The 15819-nt window shown below is 48.1% G+C and carries 17 protein-coding genes; 4 read left to right on the top strand and 13 right to left on the bottom strand.

Annotation, left to right across the window (positions count from 1 at the left end; all coding sequences use genetic code 11):
- Positions 1 to 871 precede the first annotated feature (871 nt).
- Positions 872 to 1885, top strand: a complete 1014-nt coding sequence (locus ACFQ3W_RS15845; protein ID WP_379320210.1) for a Na/Pi cotransporter family protein — start codon at positions 872 to 874, stop codon at positions 1883 to 1885.
- A 29-nt stretch (positions 1886 to 1914) separates the two neighbouring features.
- Here ACFQ3W_RS15845 and ACFQ3W_RS15840 read toward each other — a convergent pair whose 3' ends face one another.
- The 7 genes from ACFQ3W_RS15840 to ACFQ3W_RS15810 form a co-directional block, all read right to left on the bottom strand.
- Positions 1915 to 2346 carry an NUDIX hydrolase gene (locus tag ACFQ3W_RS15840; RefSeq protein ID WP_379320209.1) on the bottom strand — a complete coding sequence of 144 codons (432 nt, stop codon included), beginning with the start codon at positions 2344 to 2346 and terminating at the stop codon, positions 1915 to 1917.
- Between the two features lie 276 nt (positions 2347 to 2622).
- Positions 2623 to 3963: a tRNA (N(6)-L-threonylcarbamoyladenosine(37)-C(2))-methylthiotransferase MtaB gene (gene mtaB / locus ACFQ3W_RS15835; protein WP_379320208.1), complete on the bottom strand. Its 1341-nt coding sequence runs from the start codon at positions 3961 to 3963 to the stop codon at positions 2623 to 2625.
- Positions 3964 to 3965: 2 nt separating this feature from the next.
- On the bottom strand, positions 3966 to 4730 hold the full coding sequence (locus ACFQ3W_RS15830; protein WP_379320207.1) for a 16S rRNA (uracil(1498)-N(3))-methyltransferase: 765 nt from the start codon (positions 4728 to 4730) through the stop codon (positions 3966 to 3968).
- A 78-nt stretch (positions 4731 to 4808) separates the two neighbouring features.
- Positions 4809 to 5501: a site-2 protease family protein gene (locus ACFQ3W_RS15825; protein WP_379320206.1), complete on the bottom strand. Its 693-nt coding sequence runs from the start codon at positions 5499 to 5501 to the stop codon at positions 4809 to 4811.
- A gap of 5 nt (positions 5502 to 5506) precedes the next feature.
- Positions 5507 to 6475: a 50S ribosomal protein L11 methyltransferase gene (gene prmA / locus ACFQ3W_RS15820; RefSeq protein WP_379320205.1), complete on the bottom strand. Its 969-nt coding sequence runs from the start codon at positions 6473 to 6475 to the stop codon at positions 5507 to 5509.
- A 121-nt stretch (positions 6476 to 6596) separates the two neighbouring features.
- A complete protein-coding gene (locus ACFQ3W_RS15815; protein ID WP_379320204.1) occupies positions 6597 to 6770 on the bottom strand; it encodes a YfhD family protein in 174 nt (57 codons plus the stop codon).
- Positions 6771 to 6820: 50 nt separating this feature from the next.
- Entirely contained in the window at positions 6821 to 7189 is a 369-nt protein-coding gene (locus tag ACFQ3W_RS15810) for a hypothetical protein (protein WP_379320252.1), read from the bottom strand.
- 234 nt (positions 7190 to 7423) lie between these two features.
- Between ACFQ3W_RS15810 and ACFQ3W_RS15805 the strand changes: the two genes are divergently transcribed.
- From ACFQ3W_RS15805 to ACFQ3W_RS15795, 3 genes are all read left to right on the top strand, one after another.
- Positions 7424 to 7861, top strand: coding sequence for a hypothetical protein (locus ACFQ3W_RS15805; RefSeq protein WP_379320203.1), 438 nt, complete (start codon positions 7424 to 7426; stop codon positions 7859 to 7861).
- A gap of 3 nt (positions 7862 to 7864) precedes the next feature.
- Entirely contained in the window at positions 7865 to 8152 is a 288-nt protein-coding gene (locus tag ACFQ3W_RS15800) for a DUF2653 family protein (protein WP_379320202.1), read from the top strand.
- 576 nt (positions 8153 to 8728) lie between these two features.
- On the top strand, positions 8729 to 8812 hold the full coding sequence (locus tag ACFQ3W_RS15795) for a putative holin-like toxin (protein WP_373887467.1): 84 nt from the start codon (positions 8729 to 8731) through the stop codon (positions 8810 to 8812).
- 181 nt (positions 8813 to 8993) lie between these two features.
- Here ACFQ3W_RS15795 and dnaJ read toward each other — a convergent pair whose 3' ends face one another.
- The 6 genes from dnaJ to hemW all read right to left on the bottom strand — a co-directional run bounded on the left by dnaJ (position 8994) and on the right by hemW (position 15786).
- Positions 8994 to 10118, bottom strand: a complete 1125-nt coding sequence (dnaJ, locus tag ACFQ3W_RS15790; protein ID WP_379320201.1) for a molecular chaperone DnaJ — start codon at positions 10116 to 10118, stop codon at positions 8994 to 8996.
- 146 nt (positions 10119 to 10264) lie between these two features.
- Positions 10265 to 12118 (bottom strand): molecular chaperone DnaK, encoded by a 1854-nt coding sequence (dnaK, locus tag ACFQ3W_RS15785; protein WP_379320200.1) that lies wholly within the window; start codon positions 12116 to 12118, stop codon positions 10265 to 10267.
- 42 nt (positions 12119 to 12160) lie between these two features.
- Positions 12161 to 12799, bottom strand: a complete 639-nt coding sequence (grpE, locus tag ACFQ3W_RS15780; protein WP_379320199.1) for a nucleotide exchange factor GrpE — start codon at positions 12797 to 12799, stop codon at positions 12161 to 12163.
- 46 nt (positions 12800 to 12845) lie between these two features.
- The gene (hrcA, locus tag ACFQ3W_RS15775) at positions 12846 to 13877 is read right to left on the bottom strand and encodes a heat-inducible transcriptional repressor HrcA (protein WP_379320198.1); all 1032 of its coding nucleotides are present in this window, start codon (positions 13875 to 13877) and stop codon (positions 12846 to 12848) included.
- A 100-nt stretch (positions 13878 to 13977) separates the two neighbouring features.
- Positions 13978 to 14445 (bottom strand): N-acetyltransferase, encoded by a 468-nt coding sequence (locus ACFQ3W_RS15770; RefSeq protein WP_379320197.1) that lies wholly within the window; start codon positions 14443 to 14445, stop codon positions 13978 to 13980.
- A 165-nt stretch (positions 14446 to 14610) separates the two neighbouring features.
- Positions 14611 to 15786, bottom strand: a complete 1176-nt coding sequence (gene hemW / locus ACFQ3W_RS15765) for a radical SAM family heme chaperone HemW (protein ID WP_379320251.1) — start codon at positions 15784 to 15786, stop codon at positions 14611 to 14613.
- Positions 15787 to 15819 lie beyond the last annotated feature (33 nt).

The following is a 15819-nucleotide window of genomic DNA, read 5'->3' as shown; positions in this document are numbered from 1 at the left end:
CGTACTTTGCCTCAAGCATTCTTGGTGGCCCACTTGAATGTTGCATGGAACTCTATCCGGCGTCATATATGTAACTTGTACACTTGTTAAGAAAAAAACGCCTGACGTCGTCCTTTGAGTTAGCTTAGACTTCTACATTGGAGGGATGGGTATAGGGTTTCACCCGCTGTTAAAGTCGTGTTCCTATGGAACGAATCATAGGGTCAGAACACGCCTTTAAAGGCGGGCCGTAAACTTTCCACCCCATACCCATTCCCTCTTCTGTTCTACTCCTTGCTCCCTGCAGCTTTTGCAAAATCCACCGATCTATAGGCGTGCTTTCAGGGGAGATCAACCGCAGGCTAGTGGTAGTTTTACTCTTGGTCACATCCTTTTGATTCTTGTCTCTCACCCTTCGCTAGTAGATGTATTTTGTACAGCTATTTCCGCATAAATTGAAGTATTTGGATTTTTAGTTGCATTTCGTACATCTAAAATGAGGCAATTTGCCTTGGTAGGTTCGTTTTGCCGATTTTAGCTGCACTTTCTGCATTTAAATGCTCAAAGGTTCCAGATAGGCAGGATTTAACTGTAGAAAATACATTTAGCCATATTACTCTTTTGCTGATCGTCTGCAAGGTCTGAAAGTGCGGTGCTTGTCCCCACTTCATCTATTCCGGCTAAACTATACGCTTTTTATTCGTCCCACATACATAGCTAACAAGATTCTTTCCCCAGAAATTATATAAATTCTATAATGTTAAGAAAAACGTCTATCGACGTACTTTCTAAGGAGCCAAACCGCTTTAGCGGTAATTTATCCTACGATATAAGGAAGCGGAGGCTCCAATACTTAAACTGTCTTATATCTTCATAAAGGAGGCAGGGCCGTATGTTTCATGACATTATTTTTCCGGTCACATTTGGACTGGCCCTATTCCTGTTTGGAATGAAAGTGATGGAATCCGCCCTTCATACCTGGGCTGGGCCCAAATTGATGCAGTTTCTGCACACTTCTACCCGAACGCCGTGGATGGGGATGCTTTCCAGCACGATGATAACGGCCATTCTGCAAAGCAGCACAGCCGTAACTGTGATGACGATCAGTCTTGTCAACGCAGGGCTGCTTTCCTACGCCCGTACTTTGGGTATTATTCTCGGAGGTAACATTGGGACCTGTCTAACGACGGAGCTCATCGCCCTAAATATTGCCAAGCTCGGCGCCCCGCTGCTTGTCCTTTCCCTTTTGCTTTGGGCTGCTGCTATCCTCGGCGAAGAAATGCTGCCTCCCCATGTAGTCCGCAGGCTTCACTTGCTGAGGCCTCTGCAGTTCGGAGCTTTGGCCGCAGCAGGCTTCAGTCTAGTGATGATTGCCATCCGGTGGATGCAGTCTATCGGTCCGGCGCTAGAGTCGCGAGGCGTCATCGCTTGGCTGCTGGAGCATGCCGCTGGCAGTGTATTATGGGGAGCACTCGCCGGAGCGATTTTGACGGCAATCATTCACAGCAGCGCTGCAGTTGTCGCTATGACGATGGGCCTCGTTGCTAGTGGCGCCCTGCCTATCGAGCTGGGCATTGCCATGGTGATCGGCTCCAATGTAGGAACCTGCATCACCGCGCTGATCGCTTCCATCGGAGGCAGTCGTTCCGGCCAGTTTGTAGCCTGGTCCCATATCGTTCTTAATGTGCTTGGGGCGGTGTTGTTTCTACCAGCCATTCCTGCACTTGAAGCAAGTGCAGCGTGGCTTTCCACTGATCTCTCAGCACAAATCGCCCATGCCCAAACCATCTTTAACGTCGTTTGCTCCTTGTTGGCCTTACCGATTTGCTATCTGCCTGTTTGGTCAAGGCTTGAGCAATCAGAGACCGGCCCGACAACAACGCCACCGCCTGTGAATCTTCACTGATACCCTCGTGTTTCCCTAGTCATTTGTATCTAAAATTTTAGTCCCAACAGCTTCAGCGCTTTTTCCAAAATAAAATCATTGTTGTCGTAACCGGATTTCTGCTGTAGCTTCCAAGCTATCTCCGGTTCATACCATGCTACGCTGCGAATCTCTTCAATCTGAGGACAAAGCTGTCCGCCTTGGCTTTCGACTAAGTAATAGTGTACTTCTTTATCGACACTGCCATGTTTAGGGTGATTATAGGTATAAGCTATAATATCAATGAGCTTATTAATTTTTCCGATAATCCCGGTCTCTTCTTGTATTTCACGGAGGGCTGTCTCTTCTATCGTTTCTCCCGGCTCTCTTTTGCCCTTCGCGAACGAAACTTTGCCGTAACGGTCCGTAATGAGCTGAATTTGCAAAAGACCGGCTTCCTTGCGATATACAACGCCTCCCGCAGAGATTTCTTTGTGGGACATTCTGGGTGTAACCTCCTTTTCTCAACCCTCCCAAACCCTCCCTTACCGTAAGGGAGGGCCCCAAGGGCCTGCTGCCCTTTGGATACCCGCAAACTGAACTAACGTGGGAGGGGAAGAGGCGCTCCTGCTGGGCTGTTCCCCTTTGGGGTACGTCTTACTTTTGGTGCTGTTCCCCTCCGGGGAATGCGCCTAGGGTTTGCGCTGCCCTATGTAGCAACAAGGATTTCAGCCCGTGAAGGGGTGAAATCCTTGTTTTGCCCGGAGGGGCGAAGCTATTTATGCTAAAGCTTGGGACGCTCCGTTAAGGACGCGTACCAATTGGCCTTCGCTGGTATTTACGTCGGGCTTAGTCAGTTTGACGCGACACATTTGGCCGACCAAGTTCTGGGAGCCCTCAAAACGGATTTGCAGGTAATTATCGGAGAAGCCGGTCAAATATCCGTCGCCAGCAGTTCCCTTTTCATCTTTTTCAGGGATGACATCGAGCACTTCACCGGTGAATTTTTCTGCGTAAGCAAGCTGCATCGATTCGGACAAATCGATCAATTGGTGTACGCGCTCATGTTTGACTTCCTCATCCACTTGGTCCTCCATCCGCGCGGCCGGAGTACCCGTCCGTTTGGAGTAAGGAAATACGTGCATTTCGGAGAAGCCGATCCGTTTGATGGCTTCATAGCCTTCGCGGAACAGTTCATCGGTTTCGCCTGGAAAGCCGACGATGATGTCGGTTGTAATGGCCACATCCGGCATAAAATCGCGGATCATTTTAATTTTATGCTCGAATTCTTCTATGGTGTACTTCCGGCGCATCCGCTTCAGTACCTCGTTGCTTCCAGCCTGCAGCGGAATGTGGAAATGACGGCACATTTTAGAGGAGCCCTTCAGCACCTCAAGCATCTTCTCGTCAATTTGGCTCGCTTCAATCGAACTGATGCGGATTCGGCCCAGGCCTTCAATCTTGTCGAGATCCCACAACAAATCGGATAGACGGTAGTTTTCCAAGTCATCGCCGTATCCTCCGGTATGAATGCCGGTCAGGACAATCTCTTTATAGCCTGCAGCAACAAGCTGTCGGGCTTGATTAACTACGCTTTGCGGATCCCGGCTGCGGGATAGCCCGCGCGACCAAGGAATAATGCAGAACGTGCAGAAGTTGTTGCAGCCTTCTTGAATTTTGAGGAAAGCGCGAGTATGGTCGGCGAAATTCGGTACGTCAAGTTCCTCGAATTCACGAGTTTTCATAATGTTGCGCACCGCATTGATCGGCTTCCGCTGCGCTTGAATTTGTTTGACATAAGGAATGATTTTGTCCCGGTCCTGTGTACCAATGACCAAATCTACGCCGGCGATATCCAAAATTTCAGCTGGAGACGTTTGAGCATAACACCCGGTTACCGCTACTATGGCGTCGGGATTACGGCGGACAGCCCGCCGGATAATTTGGCGGCTCTTCTTATCTCCTGTGTTCGTTACTGTACAGGTATTAATCAAATAAACATCGGCGGTCTGTTCGAAATCGACCTGCTCGTAGCCCTCATTTTTAAACAACTGCCAAATTGCTTCGGTATCATAAAAATTAACTTTGCAGCCTAAGGTATAAAATGCAACAGATGGCATTGTCAAACTCCCCCCATTTCTCCAGATTCATACATGATGCAAGTCAGGGCGGCCATGGCAGCCGTCTCCGTCCGCAATATTCTCCGTCCTAAACCGACGGATACCGCACCGGCGGCTTCGGCTTCATGGACCTCTTCCTCCGTAAAACCACCTTCAGGACCTACGATAACAGCTACCCTATATGGTTTTCCAGACACTAAATTTTGGACAAACGGCTTAAGGGCATCCCTCAGTTGCTGACCATTCTCCTTCTCATAGCAGAAGCAGACAAAATCATAAGAAGACAAAGATGACAATAGCTCGTCCCAAGTCTTCGGTATTTCTAACGTCGGTATTTTGCTGCGGTGAGCCTGCTCCGCCGCTTCCTTCGCGATTTTTCGCCAGCGACTAAGACGTTTCTCTTCCTTTTTCTGATCGTATTGCACGACCGTGCGCTCAGATAAAAAAGGAACAAAAGACGCCGCGCCGATTTCAGTGCACTTTTGGATAACAATTTCCATTTTGTCGCCTTTCGGCAAGCTTTGGGCCACTGTCACCTGTAGCCATGGCTCTGCGGAATCCACTAATGCGTCTATAATAGCCGCAGTTACTTCCTGCGGCTCAATTTTCGTTATTTCAGCGAGAACTTCACGAGAAATTCCATCGCTAACGATTAGCTTGTCACCCGGCTTCGAACGCATCACCTTGCCGATATGGCGGGCATCCTCCCCCGATATTGTCACCTCTCGTTCCCCGAACTGAGACGGTTCTACAAAATACCGTTGCATGTACATCATCCTCGCTCAAAAAATCACCATTTTACATCATACAACTTTTAAATTTGGCTTTCCACTACTTCTTGCTTCCTAAGCTCCAAAAAGCATAAGGAATAATTCAGCAAACTGATAATACATGGCTTGAGCTGCGCGATAGAGCGGATTGATCGTGTAGTTTTGCAGACCGGGAATAATCAAAATAAGAACAAAAATCAGAAAAGACCAATGCTCAATTTGCTGCAGCTTGCCCAGCATACGCCGAGGTACAATATCCTCCAAGATCCGATACCCGTCAAGCGGAGGAAGCGGAATCAGGTTAAATAAAAATAAAAAGAAGTTCATGATGTTAAATAGGTTGAAGAAGAGAAAAATGGCTTCCAGCAGCTTATCGTTTGTGATCGAATCAAGCGCGCCGAGCTGTGCCAGCATCACATAAATTAAAGTACCTACTACGCCAAGCAGCAAATTGCTCAGGGGACCCGCTATCGAAACGATAACACCCATCAGCCTTGGCTTGCTGAAATTGTCCCGATTAACCGGAACCGGTCTCGCCCATCCGAAGCCCGCGATCACAAGGAGGATCGTACCCAGCAGATCAAAATGAACGGCCGGGTTCAGCGTTACACGGCCAAGCAACTTGGCCGTAGGGTCGCCGAATTTATTTGCAAAATAAGCATGAGAGAACTCATGAACCGTAAATGCGATTACCAAAGTAATCAAATAGAACGGGAGCTGCTCTAACGGATAACGCAAAATACTATCTAGAAAATTAACTACATCCATTCAAGTTACCTCTTTCTCGCCACGAAAGCCACCCAATCTTCTTCCCGGGCTGTTTGCTCGATTTCAAATCCCGCGGCAACCAGCGCTTCCTCAACGGCTTGTTCTTTGTTTTTATAAATACCTGAAGCTATATAGTAGCCATCAGGCTGCAACGCTTGATATACATCATCGATAAACAGCATAATGATTTCAGCTAAAATATTCGCAACTACGACGCGCACCGGCAATTTCACTTGAAGGTCGGTTCCGCTATTGTTTTTGAGTACGGACAATAAATCACTTTCTACAACTTGAATCTGCTTCTGCAGTCCATTGAGCCGAGTATTCTCCGTAGCACTAGTCACTGCTATCGGATCGAGGTCGAGTGCCAGTACTCGTGAAGCGCCCAGACGGCAAGCTCCAATGGCCAAAATGCCAGAGCCGGTCCCGACATCAATGACTTCATCGCCCTCGCGAATGACTCCCTCTAACGTACGTAAGCAAAGGGATGTCGTAGGGTGTGTTCCCGTTCCAAAAGCCATACCAGGGTCGAGCTCGATGATATGCTCATCCGCTGAATGAGGCGTATATTCCTCCCAGGTCGGTTTAATAGTTAAACGGTCCGAAACCCGGAGCGGCTTAAAATACTGTTTCCAGTTGTTCGCCCAGTCGTCTTCGCTAACGTCCCTGACAGAAAGCTCCGCTTTCCCAGGATCGATATCATACCCTCTGAGCTCCTCAATACGCCCTTTTACTTCTTCAATCACGGCTTCAATGTTGAGTTCTTCCGGAAAATAGCCGCTGATTTTTGCCTCCCCTTCCGGGATATCATTCGGTGGAATTTCAAACCACTGTCCGAGTGAAGTGTCCCGCGGTTTGTCATTATCTACATGCTCCTCAATTGTTACTCCCCCTGCGCCCGCCTCATGCAGGAAGTTGGATATCATCTCAACCGCTTCTTCAGTTGTATGTATAGTAATTTCTTTCCAGATCATCGTATGTTTTCCTCCTTGGCTTTCATGCATAAGTTTTATTGTACTATAGAATGTAAATTGAGACAAAACAGGGTGGAGAGAACTTTTTGGTAAGTTCTCTCCACCCTGCTCAATTATCATACTATAGCTTAAATTGCCCCTGCTGGCGGGCATCCGCTCGTTCACTGCGTTCAAGGGCTTCCCAGTCCTCCTGATCGGCCATATCCTCGGAAAATTCCACATCCTTGCTATGTCCAATCGGCATCTTACTTTTTTGAACCGGGACTTTTTTCGATCCGCGTTCCTGTTGACTCATCCATTTACAACTCCTTTCCATGTGAAAATCGCAATTATAAGCAATAGGGCTTACACCAATCCGCCCGCTTCCTCTACGATCCGTAAAGCCTGATGATGCACACCTTCATCTACGACCGCAGTTAGCAAAATATCATGTCCAGTCGGTCCCCCCTGACCGCCATGGCTTAGTCCGCTGGCCGCCGGATCGGCCGCAGCCAAAATCCCCGCCGAACGGTTTGTGATATCGGCATCCTGGGTGATCGAAGCTAGGCTGCTCACTTTTCCTGTTACCGGGTTCATGGGATCATAACCTTCGCCCGGATAACGACTGAAACGATCGATCGACACATCAATAGCCCGTAAAGCGTTTAGTTTCATTGCGACACCTTCGGCTTCCTCGGGGCTTTTGAAATAGGCCAAAATATTTTTTTCACCCATCGTCATCCCTGCCTTTAGTTCAGCATACATGAAGCAGCACTTAATGCAGTTCATTAAAAAGTAGGATGCAATTTTGCCCAAATCTTTATTCAAGCGATGATGGCGATTATGATAAACGCTGAATGCCGAATACGAATATTGTCATTTAAAATTTGAAACGCTTCTGCAGGCTCATCCGTATTACTTTCCAAGGAATAGAACATACTTACATTCATAGGAGGGGTTCCTTTTAAAATGATGAAGAAAATGATGATGATCGTGATGGCATTTACCTTACTTATTGCCTTCACAGCCCCGGAATTAGTCGATGCAAAACGTGGAGGAGGTTTTAAATCCGGACCTAGGACATATAATCCTTCGCCGAAGAAACCAACGACCGACTATCGAAAAACAGACCCTGCGACAAACAAATCACCAGGGGCGACTACGGGAACAAATACAAAACGTGGATTTTTTAGTGGTGGAAGTTTCATGCGCGGACTGATGATCGGCGGTTTTGCCGGTTTGTTATTTGGCGGTCTCTTCGGTAACATGGGCTTCTTTGGAAATCTGCTAGGACTCGCAGTAAATTTAATCGTCATTTATCTTATTGTTATTGCCGTTATGGCATTGTATCGCCGCTTTAAAAGACAGCCGCGCCATGACGATTATCGCCGCGGAGGAAGAAATTAAACGATGGTTCTTAGTATGGATGAAATTATTAACGCCATCTGCCTTCATACCGCTGACCGGACTGGCGTCCGTTTGTCGGAGGTTCAGGTGGAGTTAAGCTGGGATGAGGATACGGGTTACACCGGGGAAGTTTGGGTTAACGGACGGAGTCGCTATTTAGTTGAATCGAACATTATGGAAGCAATCATGCAATACGTTCATAAAGAATACGGCATGCGTGTATTTCGAGAGGATATCACCTTAGAGCTGGACGAGGAGATTATTGCTGTGATCCGGGAAGAAGGGTATTGATTCTCTTATATTGACCTAACAAAGACCTGGCGGTGATTTACCGTCAGGTCTTTTGGAGTGCAACTAATTACTGATATGGTGTGAAATCCACACCACTAAATGCATTTAATACATCTATTTTCGGGCAAATTGCAGATTTCTGGAGTTTAATTGCAAAACCTACAACTAAAATGGACCAAACCGGGCAGAGGATGCGACTCCCCCACTTTTAACTGCACTTTTTACATTTAGATTTCTCAGACTGCCACAATGGCAAAGTTTAAATATACAAAATGCAATTACTCCGTGCGAGGAGGCCCGAAAAAGACTACGAGAAGGTCAACTCATCCCGGCCGATACCCATTTTTCACCCGCCATGTAACGCTTATGCTGATTGTCTGCAAGGTCTGAAGAGAGGACCATGTCTACGATAACTCTTCATTTTGTGCTAAACATACGCTTTAATACACCCAGGTAATTGTTGCTTTCTGATAAGTAGAAAAGGACCTAATAGGTCCTTTTTCTGTTATAATTTAGTTTGTACAACTAAAAGGCTTTAAGGGCGGTCGGCTAGTCTCCCTGAAGGGAGGTGATGCCATGGAAGTGTACCAAACTTTGACGCTAATGATTTCATTTGCGACATTGGTTGTGTTAATACTTTCGTTCCATAAAAGGAAATAGACCGCCCTGGTTGGAATCGGTCTATTTCTGATCGCTTTTCCGAAGCCGACCGCTCTTATTGCGGACGTTGTGCAGAGGGGCCGGCTGGAACCGGCTCCTTAGTTATTTTTATCTTAGCATACCAAAATGTATACCTCAAGCCAAAGAGGCTGTCCTAACGCCTCTAAAAATACCATCCCCGTTAATCGCCCCGAAACGCTCGCTTCATACGATCGAAGAACGATTGCTCATGCTCGTGAGTTTGCTCTCCGTCCAAGGAAGCGATTTGACGAAGCAGTTCCTTCTGCTCATCGCTCAGCTTACTAGGAGTAACCACGACGACCTTAACATGCTGATCGCCCTGTCCTACGCCGCGCAGCCGCGGTACCCCTTTGCCTTTAAGGCGGAAATACGTTCCTGTTTGCGTTCCCGCAGGAATTTTGAGCTTCACTTTCTCGGTCAACGTCGGGATTTCGATTTCATCGCCAAGTGCGGCCTGTGCAAAAGTTAACGGCACCTCGCAATAAATGTCATCGCCTTCGCGCTCGAAGAAATCATGAGATTTTACGCGAATGACGATATACAGATCCCCGGCTGGGCCGCCGCGCAAGCCGCCTTCGCCTTCGCCGGCCATCCGCAATTGAGCCCCGTCGTCGACCCCGGCCGGGATGCGAACATGGATTTTGCGTTGCTTTTTAACTTTACCGCTACCCGAGCAGGTTGAACATTTTTCCTTAATAATCTGTCCTTTACCACCGCAAGCCGAGCATGCCCGGCGGTTTACCATACGGCCGAATGGCGTATTTTGTACGACCTCCTGCTGTCCGGTGCCATGGCAGACCGAGCAGGTTTGCGGCTTCGTCCCCGGCTTAGCGCCGGTACCAAAGCAGGTATCACAGTTCTCTGTACGCGGAATGGTGATATCGGTCTCTTTTCCGAAAACCGCTTCCTTGAATTCAATCGTCATCGTATATTGCAAATCATTACCGCGCTGCGGCGCGTTTGGATCGCGTCTTCCCCCGCCGCCACCGCCGAAAAACATATCAAAAATATCCCCAAAGCCGCCGAAATCGCCGCCGGAAAATCCTCCACCCATGCCTTGGTTCGGATCCACATGGCCGTATTGGTCATAGCGCGAGCGTTTTCCTGCATCACTCAGCACATCGTAGGCTTCTTTTACCTCTTTGAACTTCGCTTCTGCGTCGTCCGCTTTGTTTACGTCCGGGTGATATTGTCGAGCCAGCTTGCGATAAGCTTTTTTGATTTCCTCATCGGACGCGTCTTTGCCAACGCCGAGCACCTCATAATAATCACGTTTCTCTGCCACACTTCCACCCCCGTCAGACATCATGGATCAGCACAATCCGCCAATCCCTTAATCCGGCAAAAGGAAAGTCAAAGGCGGAGACAGCCCGCGCTTTGACCTTCCCAGTTCACCAAAGTCTATTCAAACCTCTGCCGATCTGTGATCGCTTAGTTTTGCTTTTTGTCTTCGTCAACGACTTCGTAGTCAGCATCTACTACATTTTCGCGCCCTGCTCCGCCGGCAGCTTGACCTTCTTGACCAGCTGCACCAGCCGCGTCAGCAGCTTGAGATGCTTGTTCATACAGTTTCACGGAAAGCTGTTGCACGATTTCCGTCAGTTTTTCCGAAGCGGCTGTAATTTGTTCCAGATCGTCGCTTTCGAGCGCTTTCTTCAGCTCGTCTTTCGCTGCGTTCGCTTTATCGGTTTCAGCAGCGTCAACTTTGTCGCCCAAATCTTTCAGTGTTTTATCTACGCTGTAAATGAGTTGGTCGCCATTGTTCTTAGCTTCAACAAGCTCTTTGCGCTTCTTGTCTTCTTCCGCATGGAGCTCGGCGTCCTTCATCATACGTTCCACTTCGTCATCGCTCAAGCCGCTGGAGGAAGTGATCGTAATTTTTTGACTCTTACCGGTACCTTTATCGGTAGCCGATACGTTTACGATCCCGTTCGCGTCGATATCGAAAGAAACTTCGATTTGCGGTACACCGCGTGGAGCCAGCGGAATGTCACCGAGCATAAAGCGGCCCAACGTTTTGTTGCCTGCAGCCATTTCACGTTCCCCTTGAAGAACGTGGATTTCAACGCTCGGTTGGTTATCCGCATAAGTGGAGAAAACTTGCGATTTACTTGTTGGGATCGTCGTGTTACGATCGATCATTTTAGTAAATACGCCACCTGCCGTTTCGATACCAAGGGACAGCGGAGTTACGTCGAGCAGAACGACGTCTTTTACGTCCCCAGTCAGCACGCCCGCTTGTACGGCAGCGCCGAGGGCAACCACTTCGTCAGGGTTTACGCCTTTATGCGGCTCTTTACCTGTCAATTTCTTGATAGCTTCCTGTACAGCAGGAATCCGTGTAGATCCGCCGACAAGAACGATTTTATCGATATCCGCAGGAGTCATGTTCGCATCGCTGAGTGCACGACGAGTCGGACCCAAAGTACGTTCCACGAGATCTGCAGTCAATTCTTCAAATTTCGCACGAGTCAAGTTTACTTCCAAGTGTTGCGGTACGCCGTCAACTACGGTGATGAATGGAAGCGAGATCGTCGTTGTCAGTACGCCGGACAATTCTTTCTTCGCTTTTTCAGCAGCATCCTTCAAACGTTGAACAGCTGCTTTATCCTTGCTAAGGTCGATGCCTTGTTCTTTTTTGAATTGATCTACCAAATAATCAATGATCTTTTGGTCGAAATCATCGCCGCCCAAACGATTGTCACCACTAGTTGCTTTAACTTCGAAGAAGCCGTCGCCCAGTTCAAGAATCGATACGTCAAACGTACCACCACCGAGGTCATACACTAGAATCGTTTGATCCTCTGCTTTTTCAAGACCATAAGCAAGTGCAGCTGCAGTCGGTTCGTTGACGATCCGCAGCACTTCCAGACCGGCGATTTTACCGGCATCTTTTGTAGCTTGGCGCTGGCTGTCATTGAAGTAAGCTGGAACCGTAATAACCGCTTGGGTTACCGGTTGACCGAGGTAAGCTTCTGCATCGGATTTCAACTTTTGCAAAATAATTGCGGAAATTTCTTGAGGGGTGAACTCTTTTCCGTCAATCGTTTCCTTGTGATTCGAACCCATATGTCTTTTGATCGAGATGATCGTACGATCCGGATTGGTGATGGCTTGACGTTTTGCGGTTTCGCCAACGATCCGTTCACCATCTTTTTTAAAACCTACAACGGAAGGTGTTGTACGCGCTCCCTCCGGATTTGGAATTACGACCGCTTCGCCGCCTTCCATAACAGCAACGCAAGAGTTGGTCGTTCCAAGGTCAATACCGATTACTTTACTCATTGCATATGTCCTCCTTAAATAAGTGTTCGTATTATGTGTGTGTTAACCGCTAACTTTAACCATTGCCGGACGTAGTACTTTATCCTTCAAAAGGTATCCCTTTTGCACTACCTCCACAACAATGCCTTCCTCATATTCATCCGTTTCCACCTGCATGATCGCTTGGTGGTATTCCGGATTAAACGGCGTCCCTACGACTTCCATGGGGGTCAGCCCTTCTGCCTTCAGTACGCCCTCAAGCTGACGAAAAATCATTTCCACTCCTTTGGTATAAGAGGAGTTGTCCGTGCTTTCTCCCGCCGAGCTCAGAGCTCGTTCGAAGTTATCAATGATTGGCAGCAGCTCGGTAATCAGTTTAGCGGAAGCGTACTTCCCTAATTCTTCCTTTTCCTTCACCGTACGGCGACGGAAATTATCGAAATCTGCTTGTGTCCGAAGCAGCCTCTGATGGTATTCCTCCGACTCGGCCCGGAGCTTCTCCAGTCCGATAGACGCGTCGTCTTCGCTGCTAGACTTCGGAGTGCTATCTTCAGCAGCCGCATCCTGCGGGTCCTGCTGCAGCGCTTCATCCTGCCTGTTATCTTGCTCTAGGCTCTGCTCTTGATTTACACTATCATTCATCTCAGAATCTTCCTCTACACTATGATTGATGTTGTCTTGAATCGGCTGTGATTCCTTCAAGATGTTCACCTCCTTGACATGCGGACGCACGAAGGCAAGCATGTTATCACTTCAATCGGGTTAAAAACTTGCTGAGGTCTTTCGATAAAATTTCCAAAATCCGGATAACCCGTGCATATTCCATACGAGTCGGCCCTAAAATGCCGATCGTGCCTACCGCTTCTCCTTCAAGTGAATATGTCGCAGTGATTAGGCTGCAGTTGGCGAATGCTTCATGATCATTTTCCGTGCCGATACGCACCTGAATCCCTGAACCTGTTGCTGCTGCAGACATCATCCTCGTCAATGTCGGTGTCTCCTCCAACAAATCTAGTATGCTCTTCACCTTATCGACATCGCGGAATTCCGGCTGTGTCAGCATATTTGTTGCACCGCTTAGGAAGAGGCGCTGAGCATCCGCACTCGTATCGAGCACTTCATCCATCACTTTCATCAGCTCTTCAAAGTGTTCAACATACCGCTGCATTTCTTGCCCGATTTCCGTATATAGCGCCGATTTCAACTTATAGATCGGCACACCTGAAAGTCTATGGTTCAGCAGATTGACAACCTTCTCCATTTCCGAAACGGAAACCCCTGCGGGAATAGTCACCGTCTTATTCTCCACTTGACCTGTATTCGTTACGACAATTGCCACTGCCGTGCTCTCATTAAGCGGAAGCAGTCCAAAATGCCGCAAAGACGTGTGAAAAACTTCCGGTCCCAGGAGGATGGAAGTGTAGTTGGTCATATTGGATAGGATCGTCCCGGCATGCTGAATGACCTGCTCAGCCGCGTTTAGCTTTTCAGCGAAAAACGTCTTAAGTGTGGTCAACTCCTCAGGAGTCAGCAAATTAAGCGGAGACAGATGATCCACATAATACCGGTAGCCTTTATGGGAAGGGATGCGGCCTGCTGAGGTATGGGGTTGTTCCAAAAATCCGAGTTCCTCCAGGTCTGCCATCTCGTTGCGGATCGTAGCCGGACTATAGCCAACGTCTCCCCGCTTGGAGATGCTCCGGGATCCCACCGGTTCCGCCGATCGAATATAGTCATCCACAATCGCTGTCAAAATCATTCTTTGGCGTTCCGTCAACATGGTAATCCCTCCTGATCAATTCTCTCGTTCGTTAGCACTCGATAGCGTAGAGTGCTAATCGCTAATACAAAAATACCAAACCGACCTGACGATTGTCAAGTCAGTCCAGTATCTTAAGCACCGCTATTTCATCGCAGCAATGTTGCTTCGCGCAATTGACGCAATCCGTCCAAACTTTTTCGGGAAATATGTCTTTGTTTACGATGGTAAAGCCGTTTTTCACAAAAAAGGATACCTCATAAGTCAGTGCCATAATTTTTGGAATGGATTGTTTCTTCGCTTCCTTAACCAGTTGCTCAACCAACATGGAGCCGAGCCCTCTCCCCTTGTAGCCTTCGGCAATACCTAGAGAGCGGATTTCCACAAGCTCATCCCCGAGTTTACATAGCGAGCCGCAGCCTACGACATGACCGTCCATTTCTGCGACAACGAAATCTTGAATTTGCTTCTTGAGCACGGCGCGAGAGCGGGGCAGCATGATCCCCCGGCGAGCATATTCCTCAATCATCTTGTATAAAGGCTCCACGTCCTCAAGTTTCGCTTGTCTGCATACGGCAACGGCTTGCATTTGAATCCCCCTCGATCTTAAATAATATGAATAAATATACATTATTAAGTATAATATTTCAAGGGTAATGTTCCCCTTACCGAAAGTATATTCACAATCAAACAAAAAGGCAGCAGTCCTATCTTCATATCGAAGAAAAGACTGCTGCTTCAATTTTCTATTCAGTTAAGCGGTCAAAACATCTATAAACTCGGCAAACACTTCATTCCCGAATAAGACACCTCGCTCACTAAGGCGGTAACCCCCATGATCCTCGTGAGCCTCAAGCAAGCCGGCCTCCAGCATTTTGTGAAGCGGCTCGGCAAACACCTGCTGCAGGTTTTCATCAAACTGTGCATAGAAATCCGCCTTGCGGATGCCATCGAGCATACGAAGGCCGACCATCACAAAGTCCTCCATCGCTTCTTCCCGAGATACCTCAAACTGCTCAAGCCGTGGAAAGCCTTGCTTCGCCGCTTCCACATAAGGGTTCACTCCCTTGATATTGACATGACGCTGTCTGGCAACATAGCCGTGAGCTCCGGCACCAAGTCCGTAATAATCCTCATTTCGCCAATAAGTGATGTTGTGGCGGCTTTCGAATCCGGGCTTGCCAAAGTTGCTGATCTCATATTGCTTGTAACCCGCCCTTTTCATCCGTTCCATAAGCAGCAAATACATTTTGAGCTCGTCCTCTTCATTTGGAAGCGGCAGCTGATTTTTTTGATACATCGTATGGAAAAGGGTATTCTCCTCCACCTTGAGACTGTATATCGAGTAATGGGGAAGCCCTAACTCGAGCGCTTTCGTCACGCTGTAATCCAGCATCTCGACAGTCTGATTGGGAAGTCCGAACATTAGGTCGATAGAGAGGTTGTCTAGCCCCACAGCCCGAGCGTTATCCAAGCTCTTATACACATCGTCGGTATTGTGAATCCGGCCGATCCCGCTCAATAGTTCATTCTGAAACGCTTGTACCCCAAAGCTCACCCGATTGACGCCGCCTGCCTTCATCACGGCTAGCTTCTCCCGATCCGTCGTACCTGGGTTTGCTTCCATTGTAAATTCTAAGTCATTTGCCCAGTGGGGAAAATGGCGACGCACCGAATTCAGGAAAAACTCCATCTCCTGCGGACTTAGTACAGTCGGGGTCCCGCCCCCAACAAAAATGCTCTTAATTTCACCCGGCGGCGTCTGCAAAGTAGTTAACTCCATTTCGTGGTCAAGCGCCCGTAAATAATCCATCACCGGCTGATCCTTCAGCACATAGGAGTTAAAATCGCAGTAAAAGCACTTATTGGTGCAAAAAGGAATGTGTATATAAACCGCATGGGGAGGTTGTGGCTGACTAATTCCCGGCATTCCCTGTCCTTGCCGAATTTTCTGTTGGTCCAT

This window comes from Paenibacillus puldeungensis (genome assembly GCF_042678945.1).
In the GTDB taxonomy this organism is placed as follows: Bacteria; Bacillota; Bacilli; order Paenibacillales; family Paenibacillaceae; genus Fontibacillus; species Fontibacillus puldeungensis.
Note: the sequence above shows the minus strand (reverse complement) of the source record. Positions and strands in the feature narration are given on the sequence as shown.